Source organism: Bacteroides sp. HF-162, from assembly GCF_015679285.1.
Lineage (GTDB): Bacteria > Bacteroidota > Bacteroidia > Bacteroidales > Bacteroidaceae > Bacteroides > Bacteroides uniformis.
This window is the reverse complement of record NZ_CP064937.1, coordinates 2,902,097-2,925,998: the sequence shown is the minus strand read 5'-3', so window position 1 is coordinate 2,925,998 and position 23,902 is coordinate 2,902,097. Positions and strand designations below refer to the sequence as shown.

36 protein-coding genes and 1 pseudogene are annotated in these 23,902 nt (G+C 40.3%); 30 read left to right on the top strand and 7 right to left on the bottom strand.

The window, feature by feature from the left end:
* Positions 1-44: 44 nt before the first annotated feature.
* Together ITJ87_RS12175 and ITJ87_RS12170 are read left to right on the top strand one after the other, a co-directional pair.
* Positions 45-929: an AraC family transcriptional regulator gene (locus tag ITJ87_RS12175; protein ID WP_117599485.1), complete on the top strand. Its 885-nt coding sequence runs from the start codon at positions 45-47 to the stop codon at positions 927-929.
* 93 nt (positions 930-1,022) lie between these two features.
* Positions 1,023-1,442, top strand: coding sequence for a pyridoxamine 5'-phosphate oxidase family protein (locus tag ITJ87_RS12170; RefSeq protein WP_117599484.1), 420 nt, complete (start codon positions 1,023-1,025; stop codon positions 1,440-1,442).
* Here the strand turns inward: ITJ87_RS12170 and ITJ87_RS12165 are convergent.
* The 7 genes and pseudogenes from ITJ87_RS12165 to ITJ87_RS12135 form a co-directional block, all read right to left on the bottom strand.
* Positions 1,419-2,588 carry a MalY/PatB family protein gene (locus ITJ87_RS12165; RefSeq protein ID WP_117962370.1) on the bottom strand — a complete coding sequence of 390 codons (1,170 nt, stop codon included), beginning with the start codon at positions 2,586-2,588 and terminating at the stop codon, positions 1,419-1,421. The genes ITJ87_RS12170 and ITJ87_RS12165 overlap by 24 nt on opposite strands.
* Positions 2,585-3,451, bottom strand: a complete 867-nt coding sequence (locus tag ITJ87_RS12160) for a DUF3737 family protein (protein ID WP_117964406.1) — start codon at positions 3,449-3,451, stop codon at positions 2,585-2,587. The genes ITJ87_RS12165 and ITJ87_RS12160 overlap by 4 nt, the downstream gene beginning before the upstream one ends.
* A gap of 16 nt (positions 3,452-3,467) precedes the next feature.
* Entirely contained in the window at positions 3,468-4,031 is a 564-nt protein-coding gene (locus ITJ87_RS12155) for a sugar O-acetyltransferase (RefSeq protein ID WP_117964407.1), read from the bottom strand.
* 8 nt (positions 4,032-4,039) lie between these two features.
* The gene (locus ITJ87_RS12150; RefSeq protein ID WP_117964408.1) at positions 4,040-4,855 is read right to left on the bottom strand and encodes a carboxymuconolactone decarboxylase family protein; all 816 of its coding nucleotides are present in this window, start codon (positions 4,853-4,855) and stop codon (positions 4,040-4,042) included.
* 11 nt (positions 4,856-4,866) lie between these two features.
* Positions 4,867-5,391: pseudogene (locus ITJ87_RS12145) on the bottom strand (putative quinol monooxygenase); the annotation flags it as partial.
* Positions 5,392-5,724: 333 nt separating this feature from the next.
* A complete protein-coding gene (locus ITJ87_RS12140) occupies positions 5,725-6,063 on the bottom strand; it encodes a hypothetical protein (protein WP_004326694.1) in 339 nt (112 codons plus the stop codon).
* Between the two features lies 1 nt (position 6,064).
* Positions 6,065-6,835 carry a LexA family transcriptional regulator gene (locus tag ITJ87_RS12135; protein ID WP_004326695.1) on the bottom strand — a complete coding sequence of 257 codons (771 nt, stop codon included), beginning with the start codon at positions 6,833-6,835 and terminating at the stop codon, positions 6,065-6,067.
* Between the two features lie 776 nt (positions 6,836-7,611).
* On the opposite strand from ITJ87_RS12135, the gene ITJ87_RS12130 reads away from it, so the two are divergent.
* From ITJ87_RS12130 to ITJ87_RS12000, 28 genes are all read left to right on the top strand, one after another.
* Positions 7,612-7,815, top strand: coding sequence for a hypothetical protein (locus ITJ87_RS12130; RefSeq protein WP_004326696.1), 204 nt, complete (start codon positions 7,612-7,614; stop codon positions 7,813-7,815).
* Positions 7,812-8,063, top strand: coding sequence for a helix-turn-helix domain-containing protein (locus ITJ87_RS12125; RefSeq protein WP_024987683.1), 252 nt, complete (start codon positions 7,812-7,814; stop codon positions 8,061-8,063). The genes ITJ87_RS12130 and ITJ87_RS12125 overlap by 4 nt, the downstream gene beginning before the upstream one ends.
* Before the next feature lie 384 nt (positions 8,064-8,447).
* Positions 8,448-9,149, top strand: coding sequence for a hypothetical protein (locus ITJ87_RS12120; RefSeq protein ID WP_117797000.1), 702 nt, complete (start codon positions 8,448-8,450; stop codon positions 9,147-9,149).
* A 71-nt stretch (positions 9,150-9,220) separates the two neighbouring features.
* A complete protein-coding gene (locus tag ITJ87_RS12115; protein ID WP_009132291.1) occupies positions 9,221-10,189 on the top strand; it encodes a PD-(D/E)XK nuclease-like domain-containing protein in 969 nt (322 codons plus the stop codon).
* On the top strand, positions 10,186-11,094 hold the full coding sequence (locus tag ITJ87_RS12110; RefSeq protein ID WP_004326700.1) for a recombinase RecT: 909 nt from the start codon (positions 10,186-10,188) through the stop codon (positions 11,092-11,094). Before ITJ87_RS12115 ends, ITJ87_RS12110 begins: the two co-directional genes overlap by 4 nt.
* A complete protein-coding gene (locus ITJ87_RS12105) occupies positions 11,094-11,318 on the top strand; it encodes a hypothetical protein (protein WP_009132290.1) in 225 nt (74 codons plus the stop codon). The genes ITJ87_RS12110 and ITJ87_RS12105 overlap by 1 nt, the downstream gene beginning before the upstream one ends.
* Before the next feature lie 165 nt (positions 11,319-11,483).
* A complete protein-coding gene (locus tag ITJ87_RS12100) occupies positions 11,484-11,930 on the top strand; it encodes a hypothetical protein (RefSeq protein ID WP_229128048.1) in 447 nt (148 codons plus the stop codon).
* Positions 11,931-12,219: 289 nt separating this feature from the next.
* A complete protein-coding gene (locus tag ITJ87_RS12095; protein WP_009132288.1) occupies positions 12,220-12,648 on the top strand; it encodes a hypothetical protein in 429 nt (142 codons plus the stop codon).
* Positions 12,649-12,651: 3 nt separating this feature from the next.
* Positions 12,652-12,930 (top strand): HU family DNA-binding protein, encoded by a 279-nt coding sequence (locus ITJ87_RS12090; RefSeq protein WP_009132287.1) that lies wholly within the window; start codon positions 12,652-12,654, stop codon positions 12,928-12,930.
* A gap of 6 nt (positions 12,931-12,936) precedes the next feature.
* Complete coding sequence (locus ITJ87_RS12085) at positions 12,937-13,680, top strand: hypothetical protein (protein ID WP_009132286.1); 744 nt, start codon at positions 12,937-12,939, stop codon at positions 13,678-13,680.
* Between the two features lie 159 nt (positions 13,681-13,839).
* Positions 13,840-14,649 (top strand): hypothetical protein, encoded by an 810-nt coding sequence (locus tag ITJ87_RS12080; RefSeq protein ID WP_004326706.1) that lies wholly within the window; start codon positions 13,840-13,842, stop codon positions 14,647-14,649.
* A 1-nt stretch (position 14,650) separates the two neighbouring features.
* Positions 14,651-14,860 carry a hypothetical protein gene (locus ITJ87_RS12075; protein ID WP_004326707.1) on the top strand — a complete coding sequence of 70 codons (210 nt, stop codon included), beginning with the start codon at positions 14,651-14,653 and terminating at the stop codon, positions 14,858-14,860.
* Between the two features lie 536 nt (positions 14,861-15,396).
* Entirely contained in the window at positions 15,397-15,768 is a 372-nt protein-coding gene (locus ITJ87_RS12070; RefSeq protein WP_230391777.1) for a hypothetical protein, read from the top strand.
* 83 nt (positions 15,769-15,851) lie between these two features.
* A complete protein-coding gene (locus ITJ87_RS12065; RefSeq protein ID WP_005794321.1) occupies positions 15,852-16,013 on the top strand; it encodes a hypothetical protein in 162 nt (53 codons plus the stop codon).
* Between the two features lie 116 nt (positions 16,014-16,129).
* A complete protein-coding gene (locus ITJ87_RS12060) occupies positions 16,130-16,666 on the top strand; it encodes a hypothetical protein (protein WP_007854438.1) in 537 nt (178 codons plus the stop codon).
* Positions 16,651-17,757: a DNA cytosine methyltransferase gene (locus ITJ87_RS12055; RefSeq protein ID WP_117700612.1), complete on the top strand. Its 1,107-nt coding sequence runs from the start codon at positions 16,651-16,653 to the stop codon at positions 17,755-17,757. Before ITJ87_RS12060 ends, ITJ87_RS12055 begins: the two co-directional genes overlap by 16 nt.
* A 5-nt stretch (positions 17,758-17,762) precedes the next feature.
* Positions 17,763-18,182 carry a hypothetical protein gene (locus tag ITJ87_RS12050; RefSeq protein WP_009132280.1) on the top strand — a complete coding sequence of 140 codons (420 nt, stop codon included), beginning with the start codon at positions 17,763-17,765 and terminating at the stop codon, positions 18,180-18,182.
* A complete protein-coding gene (locus ITJ87_RS12045) occupies positions 18,064-18,732 on the top strand; it encodes a hypothetical protein (protein ID WP_117700611.1) in 669 nt (222 codons plus the stop codon). Before ITJ87_RS12050 ends, ITJ87_RS12045 begins: the two co-directional genes overlap by 119 nt.
* On the top strand, positions 18,704-19,414 hold the full coding sequence (locus tag ITJ87_RS12040) for a TIGR02757 family protein (protein ID WP_117700610.1): 711 nt from the start codon (positions 18,704-18,706) through the stop codon (positions 19,412-19,414). The genes ITJ87_RS12045 and ITJ87_RS12040 overlap by 29 nt, the downstream gene beginning before the upstream one ends.
* 8 nt (positions 19,415-19,422) lie before the next feature.
* Positions 19,423-20,007: a hypothetical protein gene (locus tag ITJ87_RS12035; protein ID WP_196096243.1), complete on the top strand. Its 585-nt coding sequence runs from the start codon at positions 19,423-19,425 to the stop codon at positions 20,005-20,007.
* Between the two features lie 51 nt (positions 20,008-20,058).
* Positions 20,059-20,238 (top strand): hypothetical protein, encoded by a 180-nt coding sequence (locus tag ITJ87_RS12030; protein WP_005794333.1) that lies wholly within the window; start codon positions 20,059-20,061, stop codon positions 20,236-20,238.
* A 54-nt stretch (positions 20,239-20,292) separates the two neighbouring features.
* The gene (locus ITJ87_RS12025) at positions 20,293-20,658 is read left to right on the top strand and encodes a hypothetical protein (protein WP_005794334.1); all 366 of its coding nucleotides are present in this window, start codon (positions 20,293-20,295) and stop codon (positions 20,656-20,658) included.
* On the top strand, positions 20,615-20,869 hold the full coding sequence (locus ITJ87_RS12020; protein WP_005794336.1) for a hypothetical protein: 255 nt from the start codon (positions 20,615-20,617) through the stop codon (positions 20,867-20,869). Before ITJ87_RS12025 ends, ITJ87_RS12020 begins: the two co-directional genes overlap by 44 nt.
* Positions 20,870-20,871: 2 nt before the next feature.
* On the top strand, positions 20,872-21,726 hold the full coding sequence (locus tag ITJ87_RS12015) for a phosphoadenosine phosphosulfate reductase family protein (RefSeq protein WP_196096241.1): 855 nt from the start codon (positions 20,872-20,874) through the stop codon (positions 21,724-21,726).
* A 271-nt stretch (positions 21,727-21,997) separates the two neighbouring features.
* Positions 21,998-22,165, top strand: coding sequence for a hypothetical protein (locus ITJ87_RS18745; protein ID WP_225538764.1), 168 nt, complete (start codon positions 21,998-22,000; stop codon positions 22,163-22,165).
* Between the two features lie 73 nt (positions 22,166-22,238).
* The gene (locus ITJ87_RS18740; protein ID WP_007854407.1) at positions 22,239-22,634 is read left to right on the top strand and encodes a DNA methyltransferase; all 396 of its coding nucleotides are present in this window, start codon (positions 22,239-22,241) and stop codon (positions 22,632-22,634) included.
* Between the two features lie 2 nt (positions 22,635-22,636).
* Positions 22,637-22,984 (top strand): DUF551 domain-containing protein, encoded by a 348-nt coding sequence (locus tag ITJ87_RS12005; RefSeq protein ID WP_005794341.1) that lies wholly within the window; start codon positions 22,637-22,639, stop codon positions 22,982-22,984.
* Entirely contained in the window at positions 22,984-23,901 is a 918-nt protein-coding gene (locus tag ITJ87_RS12000) for a radical SAM protein (RefSeq protein WP_117700608.1), read from the top strand. Before ITJ87_RS12005 ends, ITJ87_RS12000 begins: the two co-directional genes overlap by 1 nt.
* Position 23,902 lies beyond the last annotated feature (1 nt).

Sequence of the window (23,902 nt, the reverse complement as noted above, 5' to 3'; positions counted from 1 at the left end):
GCAGCTTTTTCTCTAACTTTACTGCCATCATACAATGTTAAGCCATGAAAAATGCCATCCCACGATACAATTTCTACAAAACTAAGTACGGAAGCGAACTTCTGATAGATGTCGTTGATTTGCAGTATACCCGGAAATTCTTGACCCAGGGAAAAGTACATATTCTGACCTACTATGACATCACCTTCATCACAGAAGGAGAAGGAGAATTCACTATCGGTAACCGGACACACTTGGCAGCTCCCGGTGATGTATTCTTCTCCAAACCAGGTGAGGTGCGCAGTTGGGACACAGACCGTATCGGCAACGGTCATGCTCTAATTTTTGAGGATACCTTTTTGACCTCTTTCTTCAAAGACCCACTATTCGTGCAGCACCTCCCGTTCTTCCGAATGGGAAAAACGGCAGACAAACTCCAACTGCCGAACGGGCTCTATGCACGGATACTCCAACTTCTGCACGACATAAAGGTCGAAATCGACTCTTTCCACCCACACGATACGGGCATATTACGCGCCTTACTTTACGAAGTCCTCATGCTACTCAACCGTGCCTACCGCACCTCTATCCCTCCGGAGACGGGTAAGGAGCCACATAAAGATATCAGCAGCTTCCACCTCAGCCGATTCTTCGAATTGGTTGGGGAGCACTTCCGGGAGCAGCATTCTGTACAATTCTATGCCGATAAACTATGCATCACTCCCAACTATCTGAACGAAATCCTCTCTTCGGCCATAAACATCAATGCCAAGCAGTACATACTCAACAAGATTACAGACGAAGCCCAGCGTCTGCTCACCTACACCGACCTCCCCATTTCAGAAATAGCCTCTGAACTTCATTTCTCAACCGTCTCCTACTTTGTACGTAGTTTCCGACAATGTATAGGGTATACTCCCCTCGCCTACCGGAAAATGGAGAAACCGTGAAAAGTGACATATCCTCCTTCTTTTTTATTGTACAAAAGTTCCACTTACCGGCTATCTTTGCCCTTGAAACAATAACCCATAAAAAAACAAACAATGAGAAATGCAGAAAAAACAGTAGGAAACATGATTGACAAGGAAAAAACCATCTTTGTCGGTTCGATGGATGCCGAAGGCTTTCCCAACATCAAGGCCATGTTGCAAACCCGCAAAAGGGAAGGGATCAAACACATTTACCTATCAACGAACACCTCGTCGATGCGCGTTTCGCAATTTCTCAAAAATAACCGGGCATGCCTTTACGTCTGCAACACACGCTTCTTCAAGGGCGTAATGCTGCGCGGCACGATGGAGATACTGACGGACAGCACCAGTAAGGAAATGATATGGCAGGAAGGCGACACTATGTACTACCCCGAAGGAGTGACTGATCCCGATTATTGTGTCCTGAAGTTCACCGCCTTCGCCGGTAGGTATTACAGCGGATTTAAATCAGAAGACTTCACGATAGAATAAACGGGCCATCCGTTCCAGTCCATCAGCAAGCAGAGCCCGGGGGCAAGCGATATTCAGCCGGATAAAGCCCTCTCCACCGGGACCGTACATCGTACCGGAATTGACCATCAAGTGCTGTTGTTCTTGCAAACGCAAGGCGACAGCATCTGAGTTGATACCAGAGGCACTGCAGTCTATCCAAACCAAATAAGTTCCTTCGAGTGGCAACACGGGATATTGTGGTAACCGTTCCTTGAAAAAGCGGCAGAGGTATTCGTAATTCCCCCGCAGATATTTCCGCAAGGCATCGAGCCATTCCCCACCTTCGTTATAAGCTGCCATTGTGGCGATTACGCCGAACGGATTGACGTCGCATACCTCGTTGATATTGATGGCTCTGTCAATACGGCGGCGCACCTCTTCATCGGCTGCGATGATATTGGCGATTTGCAACCCGGCAAGGTTGAACGCCTTGCTCGGCGAAACGCAAGTAACGGAATTTTGCAAAAAGCGTTCAGACAAGGAGGCAAAGGGTGTGTAGTCATATCCTTCGTAAGTCAGTTCACAATGAATCTCATCCGCCACGACAAACACCTCATTCCGTAAACAAATATCACCTATATGCTGCAGTTCTTCCGGAGTCCAGACCCGTCCGACCGGATTGTGAGGATTGCACAGCAGCAGGATTTTTGCTTTCGGATCGGAAGCTTTCCTTTCAAGATCGGCAAAGTCGATTACGTAGCGGCCATCCTGATAAATGAGATTATTGGCAAACAACTCGCATCCATCATTACGGATAGATGAATAGAAACAATTATAGGCAGGAGTCTGAACGATGACTTTATCACCCGGCATGGCCAAGGCTTTGATAATGGCTGACAGAGCCGGCACGACACCACTCGTATAGATAATCCACCGGGAATCAACCTGCCAGCGATGCCGGTCATCGAACCACCGGACAACCGCATCATAATAGGCTTCGGGTACTTTTGTATAACCGAAAATACCGTGCGCCACCCGCTTTTGTAAGGCATCGATAATAGCGGGTGCTGTACGAAAATCCATATCCGCCACCCACATGGGCAGTACATTCTCCTCTTCGGGAATATCCCATTTATAAGAATTCGTCCCGCGACGCGAGATGATTGTATCGAAATCGTATTTCATAATTTATAAATCCAGTTACCATCCCAAAGCCTCAACTCACAATCGGCAGGCGCCTTTATATTTTCGTCGAGAATGATTTCCCCATAGCTTTCGGCAGTGATACAGCCTGTCCGTGGATTCTTCACCCCGCCTATTGTTCCTTTGATGGTTGCCTGCACCGAACTATATTCAAAAGCCCGGTCGCAGTCGGGACCAAAGGTGCAATTCTCCAGTACGAGGTCGTGGGCATAGCAGAGCGGTTGCTCACCGGTTATATGGCAATTCACCAACCGGAGATTGTGCGAATGCCAGCCGAGATATTCGCCGCTGAGTTCAGAATCGTAGATTGTCACATTCTCCACCTCCCAGAAGGCATCCTTCGTAGTGATTTTGGCATTGCGCAACTCCACATTCTTCACATACTGGAAAACGTACTTGCTGTCGCTTTCCAATCCGTCTATGCGGATGTCGCTGCTGAACATGAACGGATAAGTTCCTCCATGCAGTTTCAGATTTTTGATATTCAGTTTTTTACAACGCCAGAACACCTCATCGGCATCGTTTATCTCTACATTCTCTATTTCGATGTCGTGCATCTCGCGAAACATTTTGGGTGCATCGATACGCGTATCAGTCATTTTCAGATGGTCGGAATACCACAGTGCCGAACGCCCGCCGACATCGAAAAAACAACGGTCGATAACAAATCCGTGAACATGCCAGAAGGGATAATTTCCTTCGAACCGACAATCAACAGCTTCGATGTTGCTGCATTCCTTGATGGCTGATTCTCCAGCACGGATAACTACATTCTCCAAACGTAAGTCATGCGATTCGAACAAAGGTCTTTCTCCGCCAAATGCTGTATTTGATATTATTTTCACCTTGTTTTCAATTTTATTATTCTATTCTCTTTATCAATTTTGCGGGGACACCACCTACTATTGTATTTGCTTCCACATCTTTCGTCACGACCGCTCCAGCTCCCACCACAGCATTGTCACCAATTGTCACTCCTTGAAGAATTGTTGCATTAGAACCTACCCAGACATTCTTGCCCAGTACAATTGGTGCCGGATAGGTAGTTTGGCGTTCAGCCGGAGGCAAACCATGATTGAGCGTTGCAAAGACTACATTATGCCCAATTTGGCATCCGTCGCCGATTATCACACCACCATGGTCTTGAAAATGACAGCAGGCATTAATAAATACGCCTTCGCCCACTGTTATATTCTTCCCGAAATCGGCATAAAACGGCGGAAATACTCGGAACGATGACGGAACTTGATAACCGAACAATTCGGATAGCAACTCACGTACTTCGTCCGGCGTATAGTATGCGGTGTTCAGCCGGAAAGTGATACGCCTGGCTTCACTGCTCATTTCGTCCATAAAACGGTGTATCTCCTCCGTATTAAGCGCTTGACGCGTCTTTACATATTCTTTGAATTCGTTCGTAGTCATAGTTTCTCCTATTTAAGTTTATCGTATTCTTCATCCGTCACCGGTTCTAGCCATTCATTAGAAGTATCCTCACCGGGAACTTCGAAAGCAAGATGGGCAAACCAACCATCAGAAGCAGCACCGTGCCAATGCTTCACATTTGCAGGGATATGGATAACCGTACCGGGTAGAATCTCTACTGCCGGCTTGCCCTCTTCTTGATACCACCCACGACCGGCAACACCGATAAGCATCTGTCCACCGCCTTTAGTAGCACGGTGTATGTGCCAGTTATTGCGGCAACGAGGCTCGAAAGTGACGTTAGAGACGGAAACCTGCTCACGTGAAACGGGAGCAAGATAGCTGTTACCTATGAAGTACTGTGCGTATGCTGTGTTCGGTTCTCCAATGGGGAAAATCATTTCACGCTGGAACGCGGCTTTGGTATCTTCACCGGCAGTGTCCTCTGCCCATACGCCTTTGGCCAGATTAAACGCTGCCCACGCTTTGGGCCAACCGGCATAGAAACCGATATGGGTGATGATTTCAGCAATCTCCGTACGGGTGATGCCGTTCTTTTTTGCCGACTGAAGGTGGAACACGAGCGAATTATCCGTGATTCCTTGACTGATAAGAGAAGTTATAGTTACCAAACTACGGTCACGCAGACCGAGTTTGTCGGTGCGGCTCCAGACCTCGCCAAAGAGGACATCGTCGTTTAGTTCCGCAAATTTAGGAGCAAACTCACCCAACTGGGTACGTCCTGCTGTCTGTACTATCTTTTCTTGTGCCATAATATTGAGTGTTAAAATGTTGAATACTGAAATTAAAAAAATCTTGTTCATAGTCGTTCTATTTATTGCATGAAGTTATTGAGCTTGTTAGCCGGATTAAGTGGCGTCTGGTCAGACAAGACCAATGATTTGACCATGTGCAACGTTCCTTGCTTGTATTTCTGAAAGTGTTCTGATGCAATATGTTTTTCATAAGCCGCACGGCTCGCATAGGTTTCGAGAATAGTCACCTTGCAGGGATTCTCCTTCTCGCCGACCGCATACATAGTCAGCACGCCCGATTCGATGCGCAGAGAGATTTCGCCTACTTCGGTTGCGTATTTCATATATTCGTCGAGATACTGCGGATAAACTTCGATTTTCGACAACCGCACGATACCGTCAGCACTCATCGGCTCTTTAGCGCACATACCCGGCTGCTTATCCAGATTCAGGCATTTGCCGATAATCTCTCCCGTGGCAAGGTAGGAATAGGTCGGAAATTCAAACAATACGGGTTTCAGCTTCGTATAGTCAAGTTTCCCGTTATTATCAAGCACTTCAGGAGCAGCGTATGTATTGACTATCGCACAAATTTTCTTGTTAAACTTCTGATGACAAAGGTACCGCGATAGCACAAGCGAAGGTGTATATGATTTACGGATATTTGTACCCGAATTCCCGATTATACCGCAAGAAAGTTCAAGTTCATCAGATGAGTATAGTAAGACTGGCAGAAATCCCACGAATAATCCCATGCATGATTTTTTAATCGTTATTCTTGCCGATACAGAAAAAAAGCTCTGAAATCCTTGAATTTCAGAGCTTTGCTTTAATTTGATATTTGCTTTCGCGGTGCGTACGGAACTAACACATTTTACTATTATACTGATAATCAGCAAAATACTTGTTAAAAATATATTAATGGTATCATATTTATATCATCTCCGCTTATTTTCTTCTATAATTTTATGCAAAGCTTCTATTTGCATCATTGCACCCTCATAAGCCGCTTTATAATTGACATTCGCATCAATATCCGTCTCAATCATATTCCCTTTGCCAGTACAAAGCCACTTCACATTCAATTCCGGGAACTTATCCACAATACGAGCTATTATATCAGTTCCAATAGCCCCCTTCCCGTTCCTTATGGAATTATAAATGTATCTATTTGATAATTCACAATAAGCCTCAAACGAGTTCTCACCTTTGACAACTCCCTTATCACGTGCATACCTTGCAAATTTTCGTAATCTGTCAATAGCCCTTTCTTCCATATCAAATAATCTTTTGACTTATTATGCGTAATGCTTGCCACATCCCCCTTATTTCTCTTCTCTCGACATCTAACTGGCCATGCTTGGGGTTATCAGCCTTTAAAGTCAGCACATTATCCAAGAAAAGACTGTTTTTCAATATCCGCTTGACTGAAAGTGTTTTCCCATACACAATACTCACAACTCCTGACGCGCTTTCCCACAAACCTTCTTCTATTTTGCGAGCAAGAATTTTAGCTCCGTCCGGTATAGTTGGCTCCATGCTGTCACCACGTACCTGAAAGACCATATAAGAATCATCAAGCACTTCACCTTCTTCCGGCATGACACCATAAGAATCAATTTCATAAGCTGTGTTATATAAGCTTTCGACAAATGAAGCCGCAGCATCTATCGGAACATATTTTACTTTTACAAGAATATCTTGAAGATAAGGAGCTACTTTACTAATCGTAGAGTCTGATTGCATTCTCGCATTTTTCAGAGCATCCCTAATATCCTTCTCCGAAGGTTCTATCTGTCCTGATGGAGTCTTTGCAAACAAACCTTCTCCAGTATATAGCCATGCTCTGCTCACATCATACTTCTCACAAAAAGCATCAATTGTTTTTTTACTTGGTAACTGAATCCCTTTTTTTATACTGGTAAGAGTTGATTCACTGGATATAATATTGTCTTTCTTCAATTTATACCCACTCAAACCACAATATGAAATTGCTTGCAAAAACCTTTTTGAGAGATCACTCAATTTTTTATCGTCAACTTCTTGCATACTTCGTAAATTAAGTAGTATATTTGCATCCGTAATAGTAGCAGTATTACCACATAAATTGATTAAACATCCTATTTGGAGTTTATATATAGAAATCCGTAAATAGCTGCTACCTATTTGCGGATTTTCTTTTTCTCCACATTGTGTAATCGGCGGTAGGCCGCATAGCGGAGAGACAGAGGGTTACACTCTTACAACTCAATACTGCGAAGGGCGTGCGATATTGAGAGGCAAACGAAACCGGGATGCCTGCACAGCTACAAGTAAGCGAAAAATCCGGGAAGTCGGGTAACTTGTTAATGCCCGGCCAGCTAAGAACGGCGTACTTATACGAACGAGACATTTCTTATGCTGCATATAGCAAAAACGGGAAACCGTCTAAGGGCTAACTATGCAGCAATCCAGCACCTTACCGAATGAGATCGTCTTTTACTTCTTCAATTATTACAATACTAATAGAACGACATTACTTTTTTTTCAGAAAGCTTTCTTTTTACGCAAGCCTCACTTGTATAACATTTTATAAACCAGCAACTTACATTAAAATATGTTTTATAACATACGAAATACTACAAATTTTATGAAGTATTTTATTGTACTTCTGAAAATATGAAGTATATTTGCAACGTCAAACAAACAAAGAGTGTAAGTTTGAACAACAAGAAAGCTGGCGACTTCAAAAGCCACTTACTACATATCTCATTGGCAAATGTAGTTGTTAGCTTTCTTTTATGCAAATTTTTTGTGGAAAATTTAAGTATAAAATAGAAAATAATATGAAAGTAACAAAGAAAGATATTCTAAGCATTAAAGCTGGTTCTTCCAAAGTGATGCAGCTGGATTCTTACAAGGATTGCGTCAATGCAAGAAGCTACGCCTATCAATTAGCTTTTACTGATCCCCGTGAAGACGTTGAAAGATATTCAATATCCATCGACAAAGATAAAAATCAGATAACCATCGAAGCGATAAAGAAATGAACCGTTCAGATGCCAGAATGATTGCAGAAGAACTGCACAAGTTTATTCGCAATGATGTGAGAAAGGCTGTAACAGAAATGGCGACTGCTGAAACCGAAGAGTATTTGAATGCCAAACAAGCAGCTGTATTTCTTGGATGGAAGTTGCAAACCTTATACAATCGAATACATGATATTCCTCACACCAAAAATGGCAAGAGTCTCATTTTTACCAAATCAGCTTTGAGAAAATTCATGGAAAGAAAATAATCCCGGACGGATTTGGCCGTCTTTCCGGGAACTAACAAAACGTTCTTTGACATATTGTATAGTCTGAACAAATAAAGACTTAAAACAAGGTTTACTGCTTATCTAAAGGGCGAAATAGACCGACAAAGTAGCCAAAGCGGATTAGTGAAAAGAGTGTGAATACGGACTGCCAATAAGAAGATGCAGCACACGAATCACTAAGTTATCAAAAACAACTTATATTATGACAAAGTAAACGTAGGGCGTTTATAAATACATTCTTAACTGAATAGATACTTTAAATGATATATATACCCGTGCTTCGCAAGAAGCGGTCACCGCTAAAAAGCTACGGCCAACAATCCATCGGAACGCGGACGGGAACACATTTTAAATGCTAAAAGTATGAAAGGATTTACAGAAATGACCGAGCAAGAGATTCTTGCGTTAACGGAGGAAGATGTACAGAAATTGATTAAACTCCGCATGATGGAGGAAGGTATCAAAATTATGGATAAGCCGGAGGTTCCCGAATTGTTTGAGATTGAACCTGCTGATTTGAAAGTGTTCACGATCCCATTCTTTGAAGGTTACGCTTTTACAGACATGGAAGAAGCGAATGCGGTAGCAGAAGCATTACGTAATGCGAAAACCCTTCGCAAAGTTGAATACGATTGGAACAAACTCGGAAGCGACTACAAATATCTCGTCAAGAAAGATAAATACAATTACTCTATCAAGCCAGACTTTGAGGTTAACTGTGGCTTTGTATATTCAAGTGAACTATACGAAAAGATTTCAAACTTTGCCGCACAGAACAAGGTTATGAAAGAACAAGCAGCGAAAGACCAAAAAGAATATGACGAAAAGATGCAAGAAGCGTCCGGTATTATCTCGGAAATAAGCGGACGGGTTAAAGAGGTCAAAGTTAAGTATGAGCGATTGAATAGGCTTACTTACAAATTCGCTACTGACTATTATCCCCTTTCCGATCACAATGAGGATATGGCAATGAAATTTATGGCTAAAGCCTATTCTTTTACAGATAAAGAAAAAGAATACATATTACAGAATTACAAAGAATTACTATCTACAAGTGATGAATAAGTTTTTTAGTTAGTTATTGGCTCCTTGCTTGCGAAAGTAGGGAGTTTTTTGTAAAACTCCAAATTCATTATATGAGTAATATAGAAGATACAATTTACAATCTGCCAAATGAAGAATACCACCGTGGAGAAAGATTCAAAGATTTCCTAAGTAGTACGCAGATTAAAGATTATATGGTGTCCCCAAAGTTTGCCCGATACAAGGCATTGCACCCTGAAATGTTCGAGATCAGTATTGAAGCTTCTGAAAAAGGCTCGCTGTACCATGATGCAATGGAAAGTCTTGTTAATACTGGAACACTTGACAAATGGAGAAACAATCTTCTTGTATTTGAGCCACCTATAAATCCTAAAACTGGCTGTCCGTATGGACGAGACACCCAAAAATATCAGATTGCACTAATAGAGGCCAAAGAATCAAATCCCGGTAAAACATTGACAAGCACAACCGATATACAATTGGTTGAAACAATGGTTTATGAGCTTCTTAATAATTGCCGGGACACCTCCAAACAGATTAGGCAGATATTAAAATGGGGAAAAGCCGAAGTTAGCCATTTCGTTGAATACGAAGGATGCAAGTTCAAATATCGCCCTGATGTGGAAACGGCCAAAAAAATTGTTGACTGGAAAACATTGGCGGTTGATGATCTTCATGAAGAAACAGTTAACCGGACTATCGCCAAATTTCATTACGGTATTTCGGCAGCCTTCTACCAGTTTTTTGAACATGAACGTACTGGAGTATGGAAGGAGTTCTACTGGGTTATGCAACAAAAGACAGCTCCCTATGACGCAGTATTTGTCAGTGCAGCTAACTGGGCTTTCCATTTGGAAGACGGAATTGTGAAAATGGGGGCAAGCGCATTGGCATTCAAGAAATTGTTAGACCAGCATGTTTACTGTACACAAAACAATGATTTTGACGGTGCACAGATATTTATTCAGCCGGGATTCAAAGGACGAAGAATAATGATACCTGACACACCTGCATTTGAAAAGAACAAGATGTTTAACTTTTATAATAATCAAGAACAATGAGTAAAACAGAGAATCAATCCCCCCAACAAGGGAACTTGGGAATGGAACAACACAATGCTCCTTCACCAACAAAAACAGAACCGGTCTCCCCAACACCTTCCACACCACAACCGCCCGTTCCTTCTGCCCCACCAGCCTTTCCAGTACAACTGAAAGGATTGGAAAGCTGTTTTATCTCCCCTAAAAAGGCATTTATAGCAGCTGGTGGCACAGAACAGCAATTTGCCCGTGAAGTCAATTTCGCTATGCAGGCAATGTTGAATAATCCTTATTTGATTGACTGTGCCCGGCAATATCCCGATCATCTTGTCGAAGCAATCAAAAACGTTTCTCTTACCGGTCTGACGCTCAATCCTGAACTAAGGTTGGGGTATCTTGTACCGTACAAAGGCAAAGTGAAGTTCCAAGCTTCATACATGGGTAAAGTTGATATTTTGATCCGCACCGGTGTTGTAAAAGATATTTATTCTGATTTGGTTTATGCTAATGACGAGTTCAGCATGACAAAAGGTACCGGTGGCACTATCATCCACAAACCCAATGTATTCGGAGAACGTGGTGATCTTCTTGGAGGCTACTATTTTGCAGTCTTGACTTCCGGTGTTGTAAAATTCGATGCAATGCCCAAAGCACGTATTGAAGAAATAAAAAGTCGTAGTGAGGCTGTCAAGAAAGGCAAGCAATCCCCGTGGGACACAGACTTTGAAGAAATGGCTCGAAAAACAATCGTGAACTGGGCTTTCAAATTCCTGCCCAAAACCGGCATTTCAGATTCCATGATTAAAGTTCTTGAAACAGAGAGCCAGTTGGATGATGAAATGTTTGAAGACTGGAAAAAGGCACAAGGTCAGAAACCGGACGATTTTGAGGAAGACGATACTCCATACGCAGAAGAAGTCAAGTAATGGATTCATGTGAAAAAATTAGTAACAGTATCACAGCGGCTAAAGAACTGATCGAAAATGAAACACGTTCTTTGGCTGCTTTACATAAAGCAAAACAGCTTGAAAAAGAGCTTCATAAATCCGGCAAGTTGTTTCGTATTCCTACAATGAACGGAATTATAGAAACAACCTGCCCGAAAAAATACATAGAATACAATAACCAGTTTAAAATCAAATTAAAATGAGAACAGTAACAGTTGAAGTGCCCGAAGGACACATGGTAAAAATCGTGAAAGAAGAAAGTATGCAATCTACCCAAAAAGTTATGGGGGGGGGGTAAATTTGAGTTTGAAGGTGAGACATTCATCCCCGGTGACGTAATTATCAATCCAAATCGCGGAGGGGGCAGCATGATGATTCTCTCTGAAATTAGAGAAGAAAGGCCGCTTCCTTTTTTACCAGCAATAAAAGTACCTTTCGGCCTTGTCGCTTATGTTCCTTCCAACGATGAAGGTGACAGAGTTTTTGTAAAACTCACACCCGAAGCTGGTATCGGAGGCATGAAGGGATTCCGTAAAGCTACAGAAGAGGAAAAGGCAAAGATGCTTGCCGCCATGAAGGAAGAAAAACATTACTCCTTCAATTTTGAGAAGTTACAGCCTGAATATATCCCGACTGTCGGCGATGTTGTTATCGTATGGGATGATAACAACAAAGAAAATGCGGTAGTCGGTATTATGAATGAAGTGGATGAAACGAGCAACCCATACAAAATAAATGATGGCACTTGGTATAAGAACTGCGACAAGTTCGTTTCAGAAAAACAATATAAAAATTTGATTGATGGGAAAGAGTAAATCTAAATCGGGGGGGGGGCGAGAAATTACACTCCCCTTCTCACAGCTCGTCCCAAAGGAATGAGCTACCAAGAGTATCGTGAACGCAGAGCCTATCAGAACGCATGGTTGAAAGAGCGACTGAAAGGCTTTATTTGTTATGTATCGTCTGAACTGGTTGTATATGACAAAATAACGGGATTACCCCGATTATTCAATCATCGTACAGATGATATACACAAAGCAAACATAAGGACTAACCCACAGCCATTTGTCGGTTCTGCCCGATATGGCTTAAAACCGTTATGATATGGATAAAGAACTATTTAAAGACAAGAATCCATTGCTTCGCAGACAAATGTTGGAAGACAATTGCGCAGCAGTTGAAAGAATCACCTATACCTCTCCTTTCAGTGAGGAAGAAATGGGTGAACGGAAAACGGAGTTGGCAAATATTGATCTTGATATGGCCGCACTGGAAGAAGAAAAGAAAGCTTTCATGCAGGCATACAAAGACAAGATGAAACCTAAAAAAGAGCGTAAAAAAACGTTGCTTACCGATATAAAGCGTGGTTATGAGGAAATTACGGATGAATGCTTTAAGTTCATGGAACGTAGCACCCGTACTACCGGATATTACAATGGTAATGGTGACTTGGTTAAAGAACGTCCGATGGAAGCACAAGAGATGCAGAAAACAGTCTTCGAGGACATGGAATCTACTGGTACGGAGGGATAAGCTATGAGGAAAGAAGAACTTATCAAGCAAGTAGCCGAATCAACCGGTATCGCTATTTGTGAAGTCCGAACTGTCATAGAGGCAGCACTGAAAGAGACCGTGGATGCAGTAGCTAATGGAAAGACTCTTTATATCAGAGGTTTTGGCACACTGTCACCCAAACACTATAAACGAAAAGTTGCTCGTAACATACACAAAAACGAGACTATTGTCATAGCGGAGCATTATACTCCACATTTCAAACCTGCCAAATCATTTAAAAACAGAACTAAAAATTTGTAGAACAGCATGGGAAACGAAAAGATGCAAGTGAACTTTGCTCCGGGTATGACCGAAGCAACCCTTAGAGTTATTGAACTTCACGAAGAAAATGAGTTACCGGTACTGGAGCCTGATAAGGTAGAATTAGCCGGAACAATTGGAAGTGTTCATGAATTTCTCTTGAAAAGAATCTCTGAAAAAGAGCAGATCAATCAGAAACGTTGCTATATTCTTGTTGATCGGGAGAAAATGACACTTAAACTTGTCACCAATGAAACTGACAGTAGGAATAAAGCTACTGTAAGAGGTGAGTTGAAATACTATCCCAAGTTTCTTGAATTTGGTATTAACACAAGCAAGACATGGGAACCGGTGCAGCTTTCAAAGTTCTTCAAAATGAATCGTGCCTTCTTCAAGGATGCACAATACAACATGGAACTGGTAACAGTCTTGAAGAACTTCAAAGCCAGCATTGACTCAAAAGTGGAAAACTCCCGACAAGACAACGGTAGTCGCACTGACAATTACAGCCAAGTTGTCAACTCCAATCTTCCGGCCTCATTCAATCTTATTGTTCCGATTTTCAAAGGTCGCCCGGCAGAAGAAATTGAAGTGGAAATCATTGCAGATGTGGATGGGCGTAACATTCGATTATCCCTTTGCTCTCCCGGTGCAGAAGTAATAGTGGAAGAAGAGCGTAATAAGGCCATTGACGAGCAATTGTTGTTAATTCGTAAATTGGCACCGGATATTGCCATTATCGAACAATAACAATGAAGTCTGTAAAGAAATACTGGAAGCCGGTACTTGTCGTATCGGCTTTCTTCATTGGCAACCGCGTATTCAATCACATAAATGCGTGGCTTGGAATTTCAATAATCATGCTGACTGTAGCATTTATAGTTTATAATATCATTAAAAAAGTAGAAAATGAAAAGAAAGATTGATTTTTTGATTGTGGCACTATTTGCCGTTGTTTTGTTTGCTTCATGCGAAAGAGTTGCTCCCAATTATGCCGGTGTCCTTATGGAGAACTACGGCAAACAAGGGAAAGAAGATTTTAAAATCGTTGCCGGTAAGGTATCTACATGGGAATTAGGCACAGAGCTTTTTCAAGTTCCGCTATTCGATCAGCGCGGAGAATTTTCTGATCCAGTCACACTAAAGGCAGCCGACAATACAGAGTTTACAGCCCGGCCAACTTACTCTTATAAAGTAATGAAAAACAGGGCTATTGATATTGTATTTGATAACAAGCATATTGATAAGGCTGACACCCCATCGGGAAAAGATGGCTTTATGCAATCATTAGAAGATAATATTTTGGAGCCACGTATATATGATCTTATCAAAGAAGAAAGTCGCAAACATAAAACAGACAGTCTGATGGCTGACGGTGGTTCATTGGTATTTGAAAAGAGACTGGAACAGATCGTTGATAAAGAATTTGAGAAACGGGGATTGCAGTTGTTGACCTTCTCCGCACAATTGGAATTTTCAAGAGCTGTCCGCGATAAAATAGATAGCCGTAACGAGGTAAACACTAATATTTCGGTACTTGATCAGAAGATTGAAGAACAAAAGAAGCAAAACGAACTGGAGCAACTAAAAACAGAACAAGCTTTAATTGCGTCCCGTGGACTCACCCGTGAGATTTTATATAAACAATTTATAGACAAGTGGGACGGGAAGACACCTCTATATGGCATTGCTCCTGAATTTTTAAAAATGACAAAATAATATGCTGACATTTCAACAAAGAAGAGATACAATATTGTCTCAATTTGCACAAGCAAAAGCCGATTTGGAAACACTTAATAGTGATATTGATGCAGAAATCGAAAAGAATAAATCTGTTATTTCTACACTAACTTCTAAAAATACAGAATTGGCCTCTTTAAAAAGTAATAATGAAGGCTCAATCAAGACTTTTGCTAAATTCCTAAAATAATAATTATCAACCCGATTAATAATCAGCTTCTCCCGGTGTGGCTTGACCGCCTATCCGGGAACTATCATGCCTCACCTTTTTTCTTCTCTTTGCAAGTCGAGTCGAGTACGCTGCATACGCTCCACGACGGTAGATACTACAAAGAGTCTTTTTGTTCATGTAAAATGCCTCTATTGTAGAGGCAAACGGATAAGTGGCGAAATCGGAAGACGCTTAGTTTCTGTGGTAAAAATGCACGAATAGCATCACGAGTCAGGTAATATGCTATTAACACTTGACATACGTACAAACGGAAGCAGAAACGAAAATCCTGATTGCAACAGTTCCCGGTTCGAGTCCGGGCTTATCCACATAAATCAATCATTATGAAAGTTGAAATCCCCGACTATTTCCTAAAATCCTTTATCCGACATTTTGAAAGGATAACCGAGAATTGTAAAGCTTCACCTTCTGACATCAAGACCAGTGAAGCACTAAGGCTTGGAAAGAAAGATGTAATTAAGCTCAAAAGATTTATAAACAAAAAAGTATAATTTATGAAACGAAGGATCATAGGTATAGATGTTGGCAAAAACGGTGGAATTGTAGTGTACGACACCGAGAATAACAAATTATTGGAGTGTATCAAAATGCCACCAACTCCCAAAGACTTATTAGATTTTCTCTCCATATACAAAGAAAATAGCGTTTGTTATTTGGAACGAGTGAATGGCATGACCGGACAAAGTGCTTCTGCCTCTTTTGTTTTTGGAGAAGGTTACGGACAGCTGACTATGGGATTGATAGCTTGTGGGATTCCGACAGTAACAGTATCTCCACAAACTTGGCAAAAAACTATAGGATTACGAAATACAGACAAATTGGGTAAGACAGAATGGAAAAACATCTTAAAGAAGAAAGCCCAATAGCTGTTCCCGTATGCAAAAGTTACATTGGCAACTTCGGATGCTTTACTAATATGTGAATATGGTAGAATTAAAGAAAAGGAATAATGGAAAAATTAAAAAAATGTAGCAAATGTGGCCGGGAACTTCCGGTCAGTGAGTTTTGGAAAAATGCTTCAACCGAAGATGGATTGCAGACATATTGTAAAGAGTGCGGTAATGTTTATGCCAGAAACCGTAAGAAAACTCCGGGAGGGGGGGGAATTTGAAGAAAATATATTCCAATCCTGAATTGGCAAAATTTTCTCCACGGGAACTTATCGCAGAATTGAAAGCACGTGGATATACCGGAGAATTGAAATACACCCAAACAATATCATTATAAATGGAAAAGTTACGTCTATTGGTTACAACCAAATGTCCGAACAAATGTCCTATGTGTTGCAACAACTCATGGGATTTTTCAAAATTACCAGTTGTTGAGCACTTTAATTACAAAGAGATCATGATAACTGGTGGAGAACCACTTTTGTTTCCTGAAAAACTGGCAAATTTGGCTGAAAGTATCAAAACCGTTCAAAAATTGGCCTATGGCAATAAAGGAAAATTATTTCTATATACGGCACTGGCTGATATGCTCCCCAATTATATCAGATACTTCGATGGAGTTGTTTACACTCCACATTCTGTTAATGATATTCATAGTTTATTGGAGGCCAATAATTTTTTGTTGGATTACAAAGATGAACTTATGGAAAGTAAATCTCTTCGGCTCAATCTTTTTCCTGATATTAAAAAGCATATTCCTGACAACACAGACCTTTCGTTATGGAAAGTAAAAGATATGCAATGGATCAAAGATTGCCCGGTTCCGGCTGATGAAGAGTTCAAAAGAGTAGCTGAATTATGGGAGGTGGAATGATGAAAGATGTAATTACCCCCCCCCATACACAACATCTCTATCCTTATCGCTGGTCTTTAGAAGATGCTGTTTTTACTAAAGATAAAGGAAAGGTATTTTCTTGTTTTGCATGTGGCGGTGGCTCTACTATGGGTTACAAAATAGCAGGTTACGATGTTATTGGCTGTAATGAGATTGATCCACGAATGATGAAATGCTATGAAACAAACCATCATCCCCAGTATAGTTATTTGGAAGATATTCGTGATTTAGTGAAAAGGAATAATCTTCCCGAGGAACTGTACCATTTAGATATATTGGACGGATCACCACCTTGCAGTACATTTAGCATGTCGGGATTACGTGAAGATGCGTGGGGTAAAGAAAAGAAATTCAAGGAAGGTCAAAAGACACAAGTTTTAGACACGCTCTTTTTTGATTTTATTGCACTTGCCAAACGCTTAAAACCTAAAGTCGTTATTGCTGAAAATGTGAAAGGACTTCTTTTAGGGAATGCGATTGATTATGTCAGACGTATATACAAAGACTTTGAGGAAGCTGGTTATTATTGTCAGCATTTTCTTCTTGATGCTTCTAAAATGGGAGTACCTCAAAAAAGAGAACGTGTATTCTTTATATGTATCAGACATGATTTGGGAGCCCATTTCCTAAAAGTTTCAGACCTCTTCAATGTTGAGCCATACATCGACATGGAATTTAATGAATCGGAAATATATTATGGGGAATATGCGGATTACAAGGGAAAGCCTATTGGCGTAAAAATGAGAAAGTTATTTGAGCAGAGAGTGGCAGGAGATATTGCTTTGGCAGAGGCCTATAAGAAACAAACTGGAAAACGAGGCTTTTTTAATCAACAATATCTATATGAGAACAAAGTAAGCTACACCCTAACAACTCATGCAGACTCAATTATTCCTTTTAAGCAGCCTATATATTTATCACGGTCAGAAGTATGTAATATATCCACATTTCCACAAGATTATCATTTCCTCAACCAATCCCCACATTATATCTGTGGAATGAGTGTACCACCCGTTATGATGGCACAAGTAGCCTCACGAGTATGGAAATATTGGTTATCTAAATTATAAATCAAATGAAATCAGAAGAATTAGCAGCCCAATGGTGTCGGGATCATCCCGATGCAACATTGGAACAAGCATTCATGGCCGGATTAGGCCATAAGATGAATATGAATAAGGATTCTCTTTCTGCAAGGAAAGACAAATTCAGAAGTGAAGTCCTCATGTATAGAGGAAAATATCCTGATGATATGTTGAAGGACTTTTTTGAGTATTGGACTGAATGCGGAGGCCGGAAAATGCGCTTTGAGAAGGAACGTACATTTGAAGTTTCCAAACGTTTAGTCAGATGGTCTAATAATGATTTTAACAAGTATGGGAAACAACTTAATTCAAGTCAACAGCAATCTCCCGGCAACCGAAAAGAAAGCGTTGAAAGACTTGCTGACCTTGCAAGCGGAGTATTACAAGGGATTGCACGTAAGTTCGATTAAAGAAGCTGTTCTCAACACTCCTAACCTACCACTCTCCGTTATAAGAAAAGAAATCACATTGGCTGGCGCAAGAGCCATACTGGTAATTGCGATTAACGAGCTTGTGTCTTTTTTCAATGTCGGAAAAACGATGAATGATGTTCAAGTGGCACTTACCGCTGATCTAATAATAGACAGATTCTATTATCTCAAATTGGAGGAAATCAAATTGTGTTTCCGTAATGCTATGGCTTCCGGTAAGATTTACGATAGGCTGGACGGTAATATCATTCTCGGCTGGTTAAATGAATACGATGCACAGCGTGATGAAATTGTTTCTTCTCTTTCAATTAATGAAGCCCATGAACAAAATAATAACAGCACTGGAATGTTCTACGGAGAATATATCAAACATCTAACTGAAAGATCGGAAAATGGAGATGAAGAGGCCAAAGAATTATTGGAATCCCATCAATCATTCATACAAAGGATGAAATCAAATGATAAAGAAGCCGCTTTCAAAAAATGGAAAGAAGAATATTATGGAAGAACTAAGAGACAAACTACTTGACTGGGCGAAACAATTTGAAACACCTGATTTTATAAAAGATGATCCTATATTTTTTCCACATAAGTACAATGATAAAAAGGACATAGAAATCAGTGCCTTTCTTACCTCATGGATAGCTTTCGGGAATCGCAAACTGATAATGCAGCAAGCAGAAATTTTGGATAATCTAATGGGTAATTCTCCTTATGACTTCATTATGAACAAAGTATGGGAACAATACAAAGAAAATACAAATACCTTCTACCGTATGTTCACCTACCATGACTTCTTCTGCATTTGCCAGCGGTTGTACAACATATATCAGGAATGGGATGATTTGGAAGTATTTTATGAGGGTTACAACAATGTTATCCGTGAAATACAAACAGATTTTGGTGGCGTAAAAGGTATTCCAAAATTGGAGCGTGATTCTCCATGCAAGCGTATTTGTCTGTTTCTACGGTGGGTAGTACGAAAATCGCCGGTGGATTTAGGTATTTGGACTATTATTCATCCAACAGAATTATACATACCATTGGATGCGCATGTTGCAAAAATGGCACATCAGCTTGGGATAACAACACGCAAAACAGAGGACTGGAAAATGGTTCAACAAGTAACCAATTACATGAAAACAATTTTCCCGGATGATCCGTGCCGGGGAGATTTTGCATTATTCGGATATAGTATTAACAATAAATAATTTACATTATGTCAGAACTTAAAATCACACAAGAAAAGGTAACAGCCGCTTTTAGTGAAGCAAACGACTGTCCTAAAGCAATTAGTATTCTAACAGCCCTATTCGGAAAGCAAAAGCCGGATTATACAGATTATCACAATATTAAAACCTACGAAGATGCTTGTGAAGCAATAGGTGTAAAACCCATTGTTCGCCTACTTGTTGAAGATGAAGACGGACACAAAGAAGAAGTGGCTGATATTGCACACCTCGCCTACATCAAACTATGCACTATTGCCCGTGCGTTAAACAACGATCCTGATTTTCCACGATTTACTAAAGATGAATACCGTTATACGCCGTGGTTTTATCTTTATAATCAAAAAGAAATTGATGAAATGGACGAAGAGGATCGTAATCGGCTGGTTCTTTGGGGCGGTGATGCGTATGACGGTGCGCATTGCGGCCTCGCTTGTGCGAACTCGAATAGCGATTGGTCGTACTCGGGTGCATATTTCGGCTCTCGCCTTGCTGTAAAATCAAGTGAAATCGCAATTTACTTTGGAGAACAATTCAAAGAATTGTGGAAAGACTTTCTGATTGGAAAAAAGTAATCACACTGGGGAGGCCGCATCAAAGCGGCCTTTTCCATACCTTTTAAATCTATGACTCCAAAAGATTTTTTCGACAAAGTGGTGGAAATGCGCCGTTGCCAAAAAGAATATTTAAAAAATAAGAGACAGATAGATTTACGAATAAGTAAACAAATTGAGCGTGAAGTAGATGAAGAAATTGAACGTGTTCAAAAAATCCTTCACGACAAACAGAATCCGCAACTCTTTTAGACTATGGTTAATATGAAAATCCTTGACCTGCCATTAAAAGCAAAATGGTATGAAATGATCGAATCCGGAAATAAGAAAGAAGAATACAGAGAGATCAAGAAATACTGGATCGGAAGATTAGCAAAATGTGGAGGTCGCAATTCCTATGAAAAGACTGGTTTCTATTGTAAGAAAGCTATTTGTTTTTCTTGTATTACACGTGGAAACGGCTTTCACCCCAAAGAATACACTCATGTTCGCTTCCGTTTTGGCTACACCAAACGGACAATGCTTTTTGAACTTGAATCTATAACCATCGGAGTTGGTAACACCAATTGGGGAGCACCGGATAACGAATGTGTATTTATACTTAAACTGGGAAAATGTATCAAAAAAAATGAAAGTAAGGACTCAACAGAATTTCAACCGAAAAACTTATGAAACAGTATTCGGTATCAGCATCATGCCTGACGGTGGTAGAAGATATTGCAAATATCCAATAGGCCACCAAGAATACAAAGACTATACCCAAGCATACCAAGCTATGAAAGATGTACAAAAGATATTGGATAATGGAGGCCGATTAGTGTATTCTCCCAAAGGTAGTGCCGGGATTAATAAAAATGAATATGTAAAAATTGAAATGGCATAAAAATGAAAATATTAGTAAGTTTTTCAGGTGGTAAGGATTCACAAGCATGTTTAATCCAAGCCTTCAAACAATATGGGGGGGGGGGGAATTTAACCGCTGTGTTTTGTGACACCGGTTGGGAACACCCTGACACATATAAACATGTGAATGATGTTTGTCTGCAAATGGGTGTAAGACTTATAACTCTCAAATCAAAATATGATTTTGTGTCTTTGGCAGCTCATAAGAAAAGATTTCCTTCCACGAATGCACGATTTTGTACCAGTGAACTAAAAATGAAGCCAATGATTGATTATGTACTTTCTTTGAAAGAAAGCTGCATTATCATACAAGGTATCAGAGCCGGAGAAAGTACAGCACGTGCGGCAATGGAAGAGGAATGTATGTACTTCAAATCGTATTTTCAACCTAATAAGAAAGGAAGAACTGAAAACTACCGAAGTAAGGATGTCAAAGAATGGTGTTCCCAATATGACGCTTCTGTTTTAAGACCGATCTTCAAATGGAGTGCACAGCAAGTTATAGATTGCATACTGGATGCAGGGCAGAAACCGAATCCATTGTATTATCGTGGATTCTCACGTGTTGGATGTTTCCCGTGTATCATGTGTCGGCACAAAGAAATCGAACTCATAGCCAAAAATGATCCTAAAATGTGCCAACGCCTAATTCAAGCAGAGAAAAGCGTAGGACATTCCTTCTTTCCTCCATTATACATACCTCAAAGATTCTGTAAAAACAAACAATATCCTTATGTAGAGGAAGTTTTGGAGTACGTTAAAGAACATACCCCTGATATGTTCGAGCCGGAAGGTGGATATGCCTGCATGAGTCTGTTTCATGGACTATGCGAGTAAATAAAAATGGAATGAACATTATGATACGAGATCCTTACTATTTGGCGAAAACGGTCTTAGGTTCATACAACTTGTTTATCCTCAAAGATCCTTTCGGATCTTGGCATTATTCGTGTGTTGGTACATTCAATACTAAAGATGAAGCTATAGATTATTATCATAAGTTGAAAGAAGAAGAGAAAATGATTTCAAGAATGCACATGAAATTAATAATAACAGAATAGAAAGGATATAAATAATGCCGATAAGCGAAGTATATAACATGGACTGTATGGAATACATGAAGGGGATTCCTGATAAGTTCTTTGATTTAGCGATAGTCGATCCCCAGTATGGCATAGACATAATGCACAAAGGTGGGATGCCGAAGCATTTAGGCTTTAAACAATATAAAAGAAAGGATTGGGATAAGTCCCCCCCCCGGAAAGAAATATTTTGAGGAACTATTCAGGGTATCGAAGAATCAAATAATTTTTGGTGGTAACTACTTTACTACCTATCTTCCTCCCAAAATGGGTTGGATTGTTTGGGATAAAGGACAACATGGATTAACTATGTCTGACGGTGAATTGGCATGGAGTAGTTTTGACAAGGCTCTTCGGATCATAACTCTAAACCGGTGTACAATTGGAGAACGAGGTGGAAATATCCATCGTTGTCAGAAGCCAGTGAAATTATATGCTGAAATATTAAGAAAAAACGCCAAAGAGGGAGACAAAATTTTTGATAGTCATTTAGGTTCAGGAAGCAGCAGAATAGCTGCTTATGGACTTGGATTCGATTTCTATGCAACTGAAATAGATGAAGAATACTTTGAAGCACAAGAAGAACGTTTTCACCGGGAATGTTTTGGGGAGATAAAAACAGAGAGAGGAAGGTTGGTTCAAACTAATTTATTTGATAAATAGATATGAAACAGACATTAGAAGAAGCCGTAAATGAAATTGGAGGCGTACATCCTGACTGGGATAAAATAACTTGTTTTAGAATAGGATTCAAAGAAGGAGCCAGATGGCAGACAAAACAACCTCCGTGGGTATCAGTGAAAGAACGGTTACCGGATGAAAATGAAGACATCATCATTCTATGTAAACATGGTGCGATTTTTAACGGTACATATAGCAACAATGTATGGTTCTGCATGGATGGTTATATCTATGACACGTACAAAGGTAACCCAATTTACTCTTCAATGAGCAGCATACCTCCGTCATGGGAACCGATAGCATGGATGCCAAAACCTAAATTTGAAGAATAATGAATATTGGAATTTTAGCCGTTGATAGCAATTTCCCCAATTTAGCACTTATGAAGATCAGTGCTTACCACAAAGCAAGAGGCGATCAAGTGGAATGGTATAATCCACTATGTAAATATGATAAAGTATATGTAGCTAAAGTTTTCACTTTCACACCCGACTATAACTATTATATCAATGCTAACCAAATAGAAAAAGGTGGTACCGGATATGATATTGAAAAAGTTCTTCCAGTTGAGGTTGATCGTCTTCAACCTGATTACTCGATCTACAATATTGACTCCAATTTGTCCTATGGATTTCTGACACGTGGGTGTCCCAATCGGTGTAAATGGTGTGTTGTTCCTAAAAAAGAAGGAAAAATTTCACCTTATATGGATATTGAGGAAATAACAGCCGGACGGAAGAAAGCTATCCTTATGGATAATAATATACTGGCCTCAAACTATGGCTTGCAGCAAATAGAGAAAATCATCAAACTGGGTATCAAAGTGGATTTTAATCAAGGACTGGATGCTCGTTTAATCACGGATGAAATCGCTCGGCTACTTGCAAAAGTAAAATGGATTAAACGTATTCGCTTTGGATGCGATACACCGGGACAGATTGCAGAAGTTGAACGTGCTTCCGCTTTAATAGACAAGTATGGATATAAAGGGGAATATTTCTTGTATTGCATCCTTATGGACTTTGAAGAATCGTTTGCGCGCGTCAACTACTGGAAATCTAAAAGCCGCCGTTTTCTTCCACATTGTCAACCCTTTCGTGATCTGAACAATCCACACCAAATTATTCCACAGTGGCAGAAAGACATGGCACATTGGGCTGATAGGAAGGAAATATACATGAGTTGCGACTTCAAAGACTTTTCACCAAGAAAAGTTTTTTTATGTAAGGAATACTTTAAAATATTGTGAG

What these genes read in the sequence shown, in the direction of transcription:
- ITJ87_RS12175 (WP_117599485.1), top strand. Translation starts at nt 45, where the DNA reads ATGAAAAATGCCATCCCACGATACAATTTCTACAAAACTAAGTACGGA.
- ITJ87_RS12170 (WP_117599484.1), top strand. Translation starts at nt 1,023, where the DNA reads ATGAGAAATGCAGAAAAAACAGTAGGAAACATGATTGACAAGGAAAAA.
- ITJ87_RS12165 (WP_117962370.1), bottom strand. Translation starts at nt 2,588, where the DNA reads ATGAAATACGATTTCGATACAATCATCTCGCGTCGCGGGACGAATTCT.
- ITJ87_RS12155 (WP_117964407.1), bottom strand. Translation starts at nt 4,031, where the DNA reads ATGACTACGAACGAATTCAAAGAATATGTAAAGACGCGTCAAGCGCTT.
- ITJ87_RS12150 (WP_117964408.1), bottom strand. Translation starts at nt 4,855, where the DNA reads ATGAACAAGATTTTTTTAATTTCAGTATTCAACATTTTAACACTCAAT.
- ITJ87_RS12140 (WP_004326694.1), bottom strand. Translation starts at nt 6,063, where the DNA reads ATGGAAGAAAGGGCTATTGACAGATTACGAAAATTTGCAAGGTATGCA.
- ITJ87_RS12135 (WP_004326695.1), bottom strand. Translation starts at nt 6,835, where the DNA reads ATGCAAGAAGTTGACGATAAAAAATTGAGTGATCTCTCAAAAAGGTTT.
- ITJ87_RS12130 (WP_004326696.1), top strand. Translation starts at nt 7,612, where the DNA reads ATGAAAGTAACAAAGAAAGATATTCTAAGCATTAAAGCTGGTTCTTCC.
- ITJ87_RS12125 (WP_024987683.1), top strand. Translation starts at nt 7,812, where the DNA reads ATGAACCGTTCAGATGCCAGAATGATTGCAGAAGAACTGCACAAGTTT.
- ITJ87_RS12120 (WP_117797000.1), top strand. Translation starts at nt 8,448, where the DNA reads ATGAAAGGATTTACAGAAATGACCGAGCAAGAGATTCTTGCGTTAACG.
- ITJ87_RS12115 (WP_009132291.1), top strand. Translation starts at nt 9,221, where the DNA reads ATGAGTAATATAGAAGATACAATTTACAATCTGCCAAATGAAGAATAC.
- ITJ87_RS12110 (WP_004326700.1), top strand. Translation starts at nt 10,186, where the DNA reads ATGAGTAAAACAGAGAATCAATCCCCCCAACAAGGGAACTTGGGAATG.
- ITJ87_RS12105 (WP_009132290.1), top strand. Translation starts at nt 11,094, where the DNA reads ATGGATTCATGTGAAAAAATTAGTAACAGTATCACAGCGGCTAAAGAA.
- ITJ87_RS12100 (WP_229128048.1), top strand. Translation starts at nt 11,484, where the DNA reads ATGATGATTCTCTCTGAAATTAGAGAAGAAAGGCCGCTTCCTTTTTTA.
- ITJ87_RS12095 (WP_009132288.1), top strand. Translation starts at nt 12,220, where the DNA reads ATGGATAAAGAACTATTTAAAGACAAGAATCCATTGCTTCGCAGACAA.
- ITJ87_RS12090 (WP_009132287.1), top strand. Translation starts at nt 12,652, where the DNA reads ATGAGGAAAGAAGAACTTATCAAGCAAGTAGCCGAATCAACCGGTATC.
- ITJ87_RS12085 (WP_009132286.1), top strand. Translation starts at nt 12,937, where the DNA reads ATGGGAAACGAAAAGATGCAAGTGAACTTTGCTCCGGGTATGACCGAA.
- ITJ87_RS12080 (WP_004326706.1), top strand. Translation starts at nt 13,840, where the DNA reads ATGAAAAGAAAGATTGATTTTTTGATTGTGGCACTATTTGCCGTTGTT.
- ITJ87_RS12075 (WP_004326707.1), top strand. Translation starts at nt 14,651, where the DNA reads ATGCTGACATTTCAACAAAGAAGAGATACAATATTGTCTCAATTTGCA.
- ITJ87_RS12070 (WP_230391777.1), top strand. Translation starts at nt 15,397, where the DNA reads ATGAAACGAAGGATCATAGGTATAGATGTTGGCAAAAACGGTGGAATT.
- ITJ87_RS12065 (WP_005794321.1), top strand. Translation starts at nt 15,852, where the DNA reads ATGGAAAAATTAAAAAAATGTAGCAAATGTGGCCGGGAACTTCCGGTC.
- ITJ87_RS12060 (WP_007854438.1), top strand. Translation starts at nt 16,130, where the DNA reads ATGGAAAAGTTACGTCTATTGGTTACAACCAAATGTCCGAACAAATGT.
- ITJ87_RS12055 (WP_117700612.1), top strand. Translation starts at nt 16,651, where the DNA reads ATGGGAGGTGGAATGATGAAAGATGTAATTACCCCCCCCCATACACAA.
- ITJ87_RS12050 (WP_009132280.1), top strand. Translation starts at nt 17,763, where the DNA reads ATGAAATCAGAAGAATTAGCAGCCCAATGGTGTCGGGATCATCCCGAT.
- ITJ87_RS12045 (WP_117700611.1), top strand. Translation starts at nt 18,064, where the DNA reads ATGGGAAACAACTTAATTCAAGTCAACAGCAATCTCCCGGCAACCGAA.
- ITJ87_RS12040 (WP_117700610.1), top strand. Translation starts at nt 18,704, where the DNA reads ATGGAAGAACTAAGAGACAAACTACTTGACTGGGCGAAACAATTTGAA.
- ITJ87_RS12035 (WP_196096243.1), top strand. Translation starts at nt 19,423, where the DNA reads ATGTCAGAACTTAAAATCACACAAGAAAAGGTAACAGCCGCTTTTAGT.
- ITJ87_RS12030 (WP_005794333.1), top strand. Translation starts at nt 20,059, where the DNA reads ATGACTCCAAAAGATTTTTTCGACAAAGTGGTGGAAATGCGCCGTTGC.
- ITJ87_RS12025 (WP_005794334.1), top strand. Translation starts at nt 20,293, where the DNA reads ATGATCGAATCCGGAAATAAGAAAGAAGAATACAGAGAGATCAAGAAA.
- ITJ87_RS12020 (WP_005794336.1), top strand. Translation starts at nt 20,615, where the DNA reads ATGAAAGTAAGGACTCAACAGAATTTCAACCGAAAAACTTATGAAACA.
- ITJ87_RS12015 (WP_196096241.1), top strand. Translation starts at nt 20,872, where the DNA reads ATGAAAATATTAGTAAGTTTTTCAGGTGGTAAGGATTCACAAGCATGT.
- ITJ87_RS18745 (WP_225538764.1), top strand. Translation starts at nt 21,998, where the DNA reads ATGGAATACATGAAGGGGATTCCTGATAAGTTCTTTGATTTAGCGATA.
- ITJ87_RS18740 (WP_007854407.1), top strand. Translation starts at nt 22,239, where the DNA reads ATGGGTTGGATTGTTTGGGATAAAGGACAACATGGATTAACTATGTCT.
- ITJ87_RS12005 (WP_005794341.1), top strand. Translation starts at nt 22,637, where the DNA reads ATGAAACAGACATTAGAAGAAGCCGTAAATGAAATTGGAGGCGTACAT.
- ITJ87_RS12000 (WP_117700608.1), top strand. Translation starts at nt 22,984, where the DNA reads ATGAATATTGGAATTTTAGCCGTTGATAGCAATTTCCCCAATTTAGCA.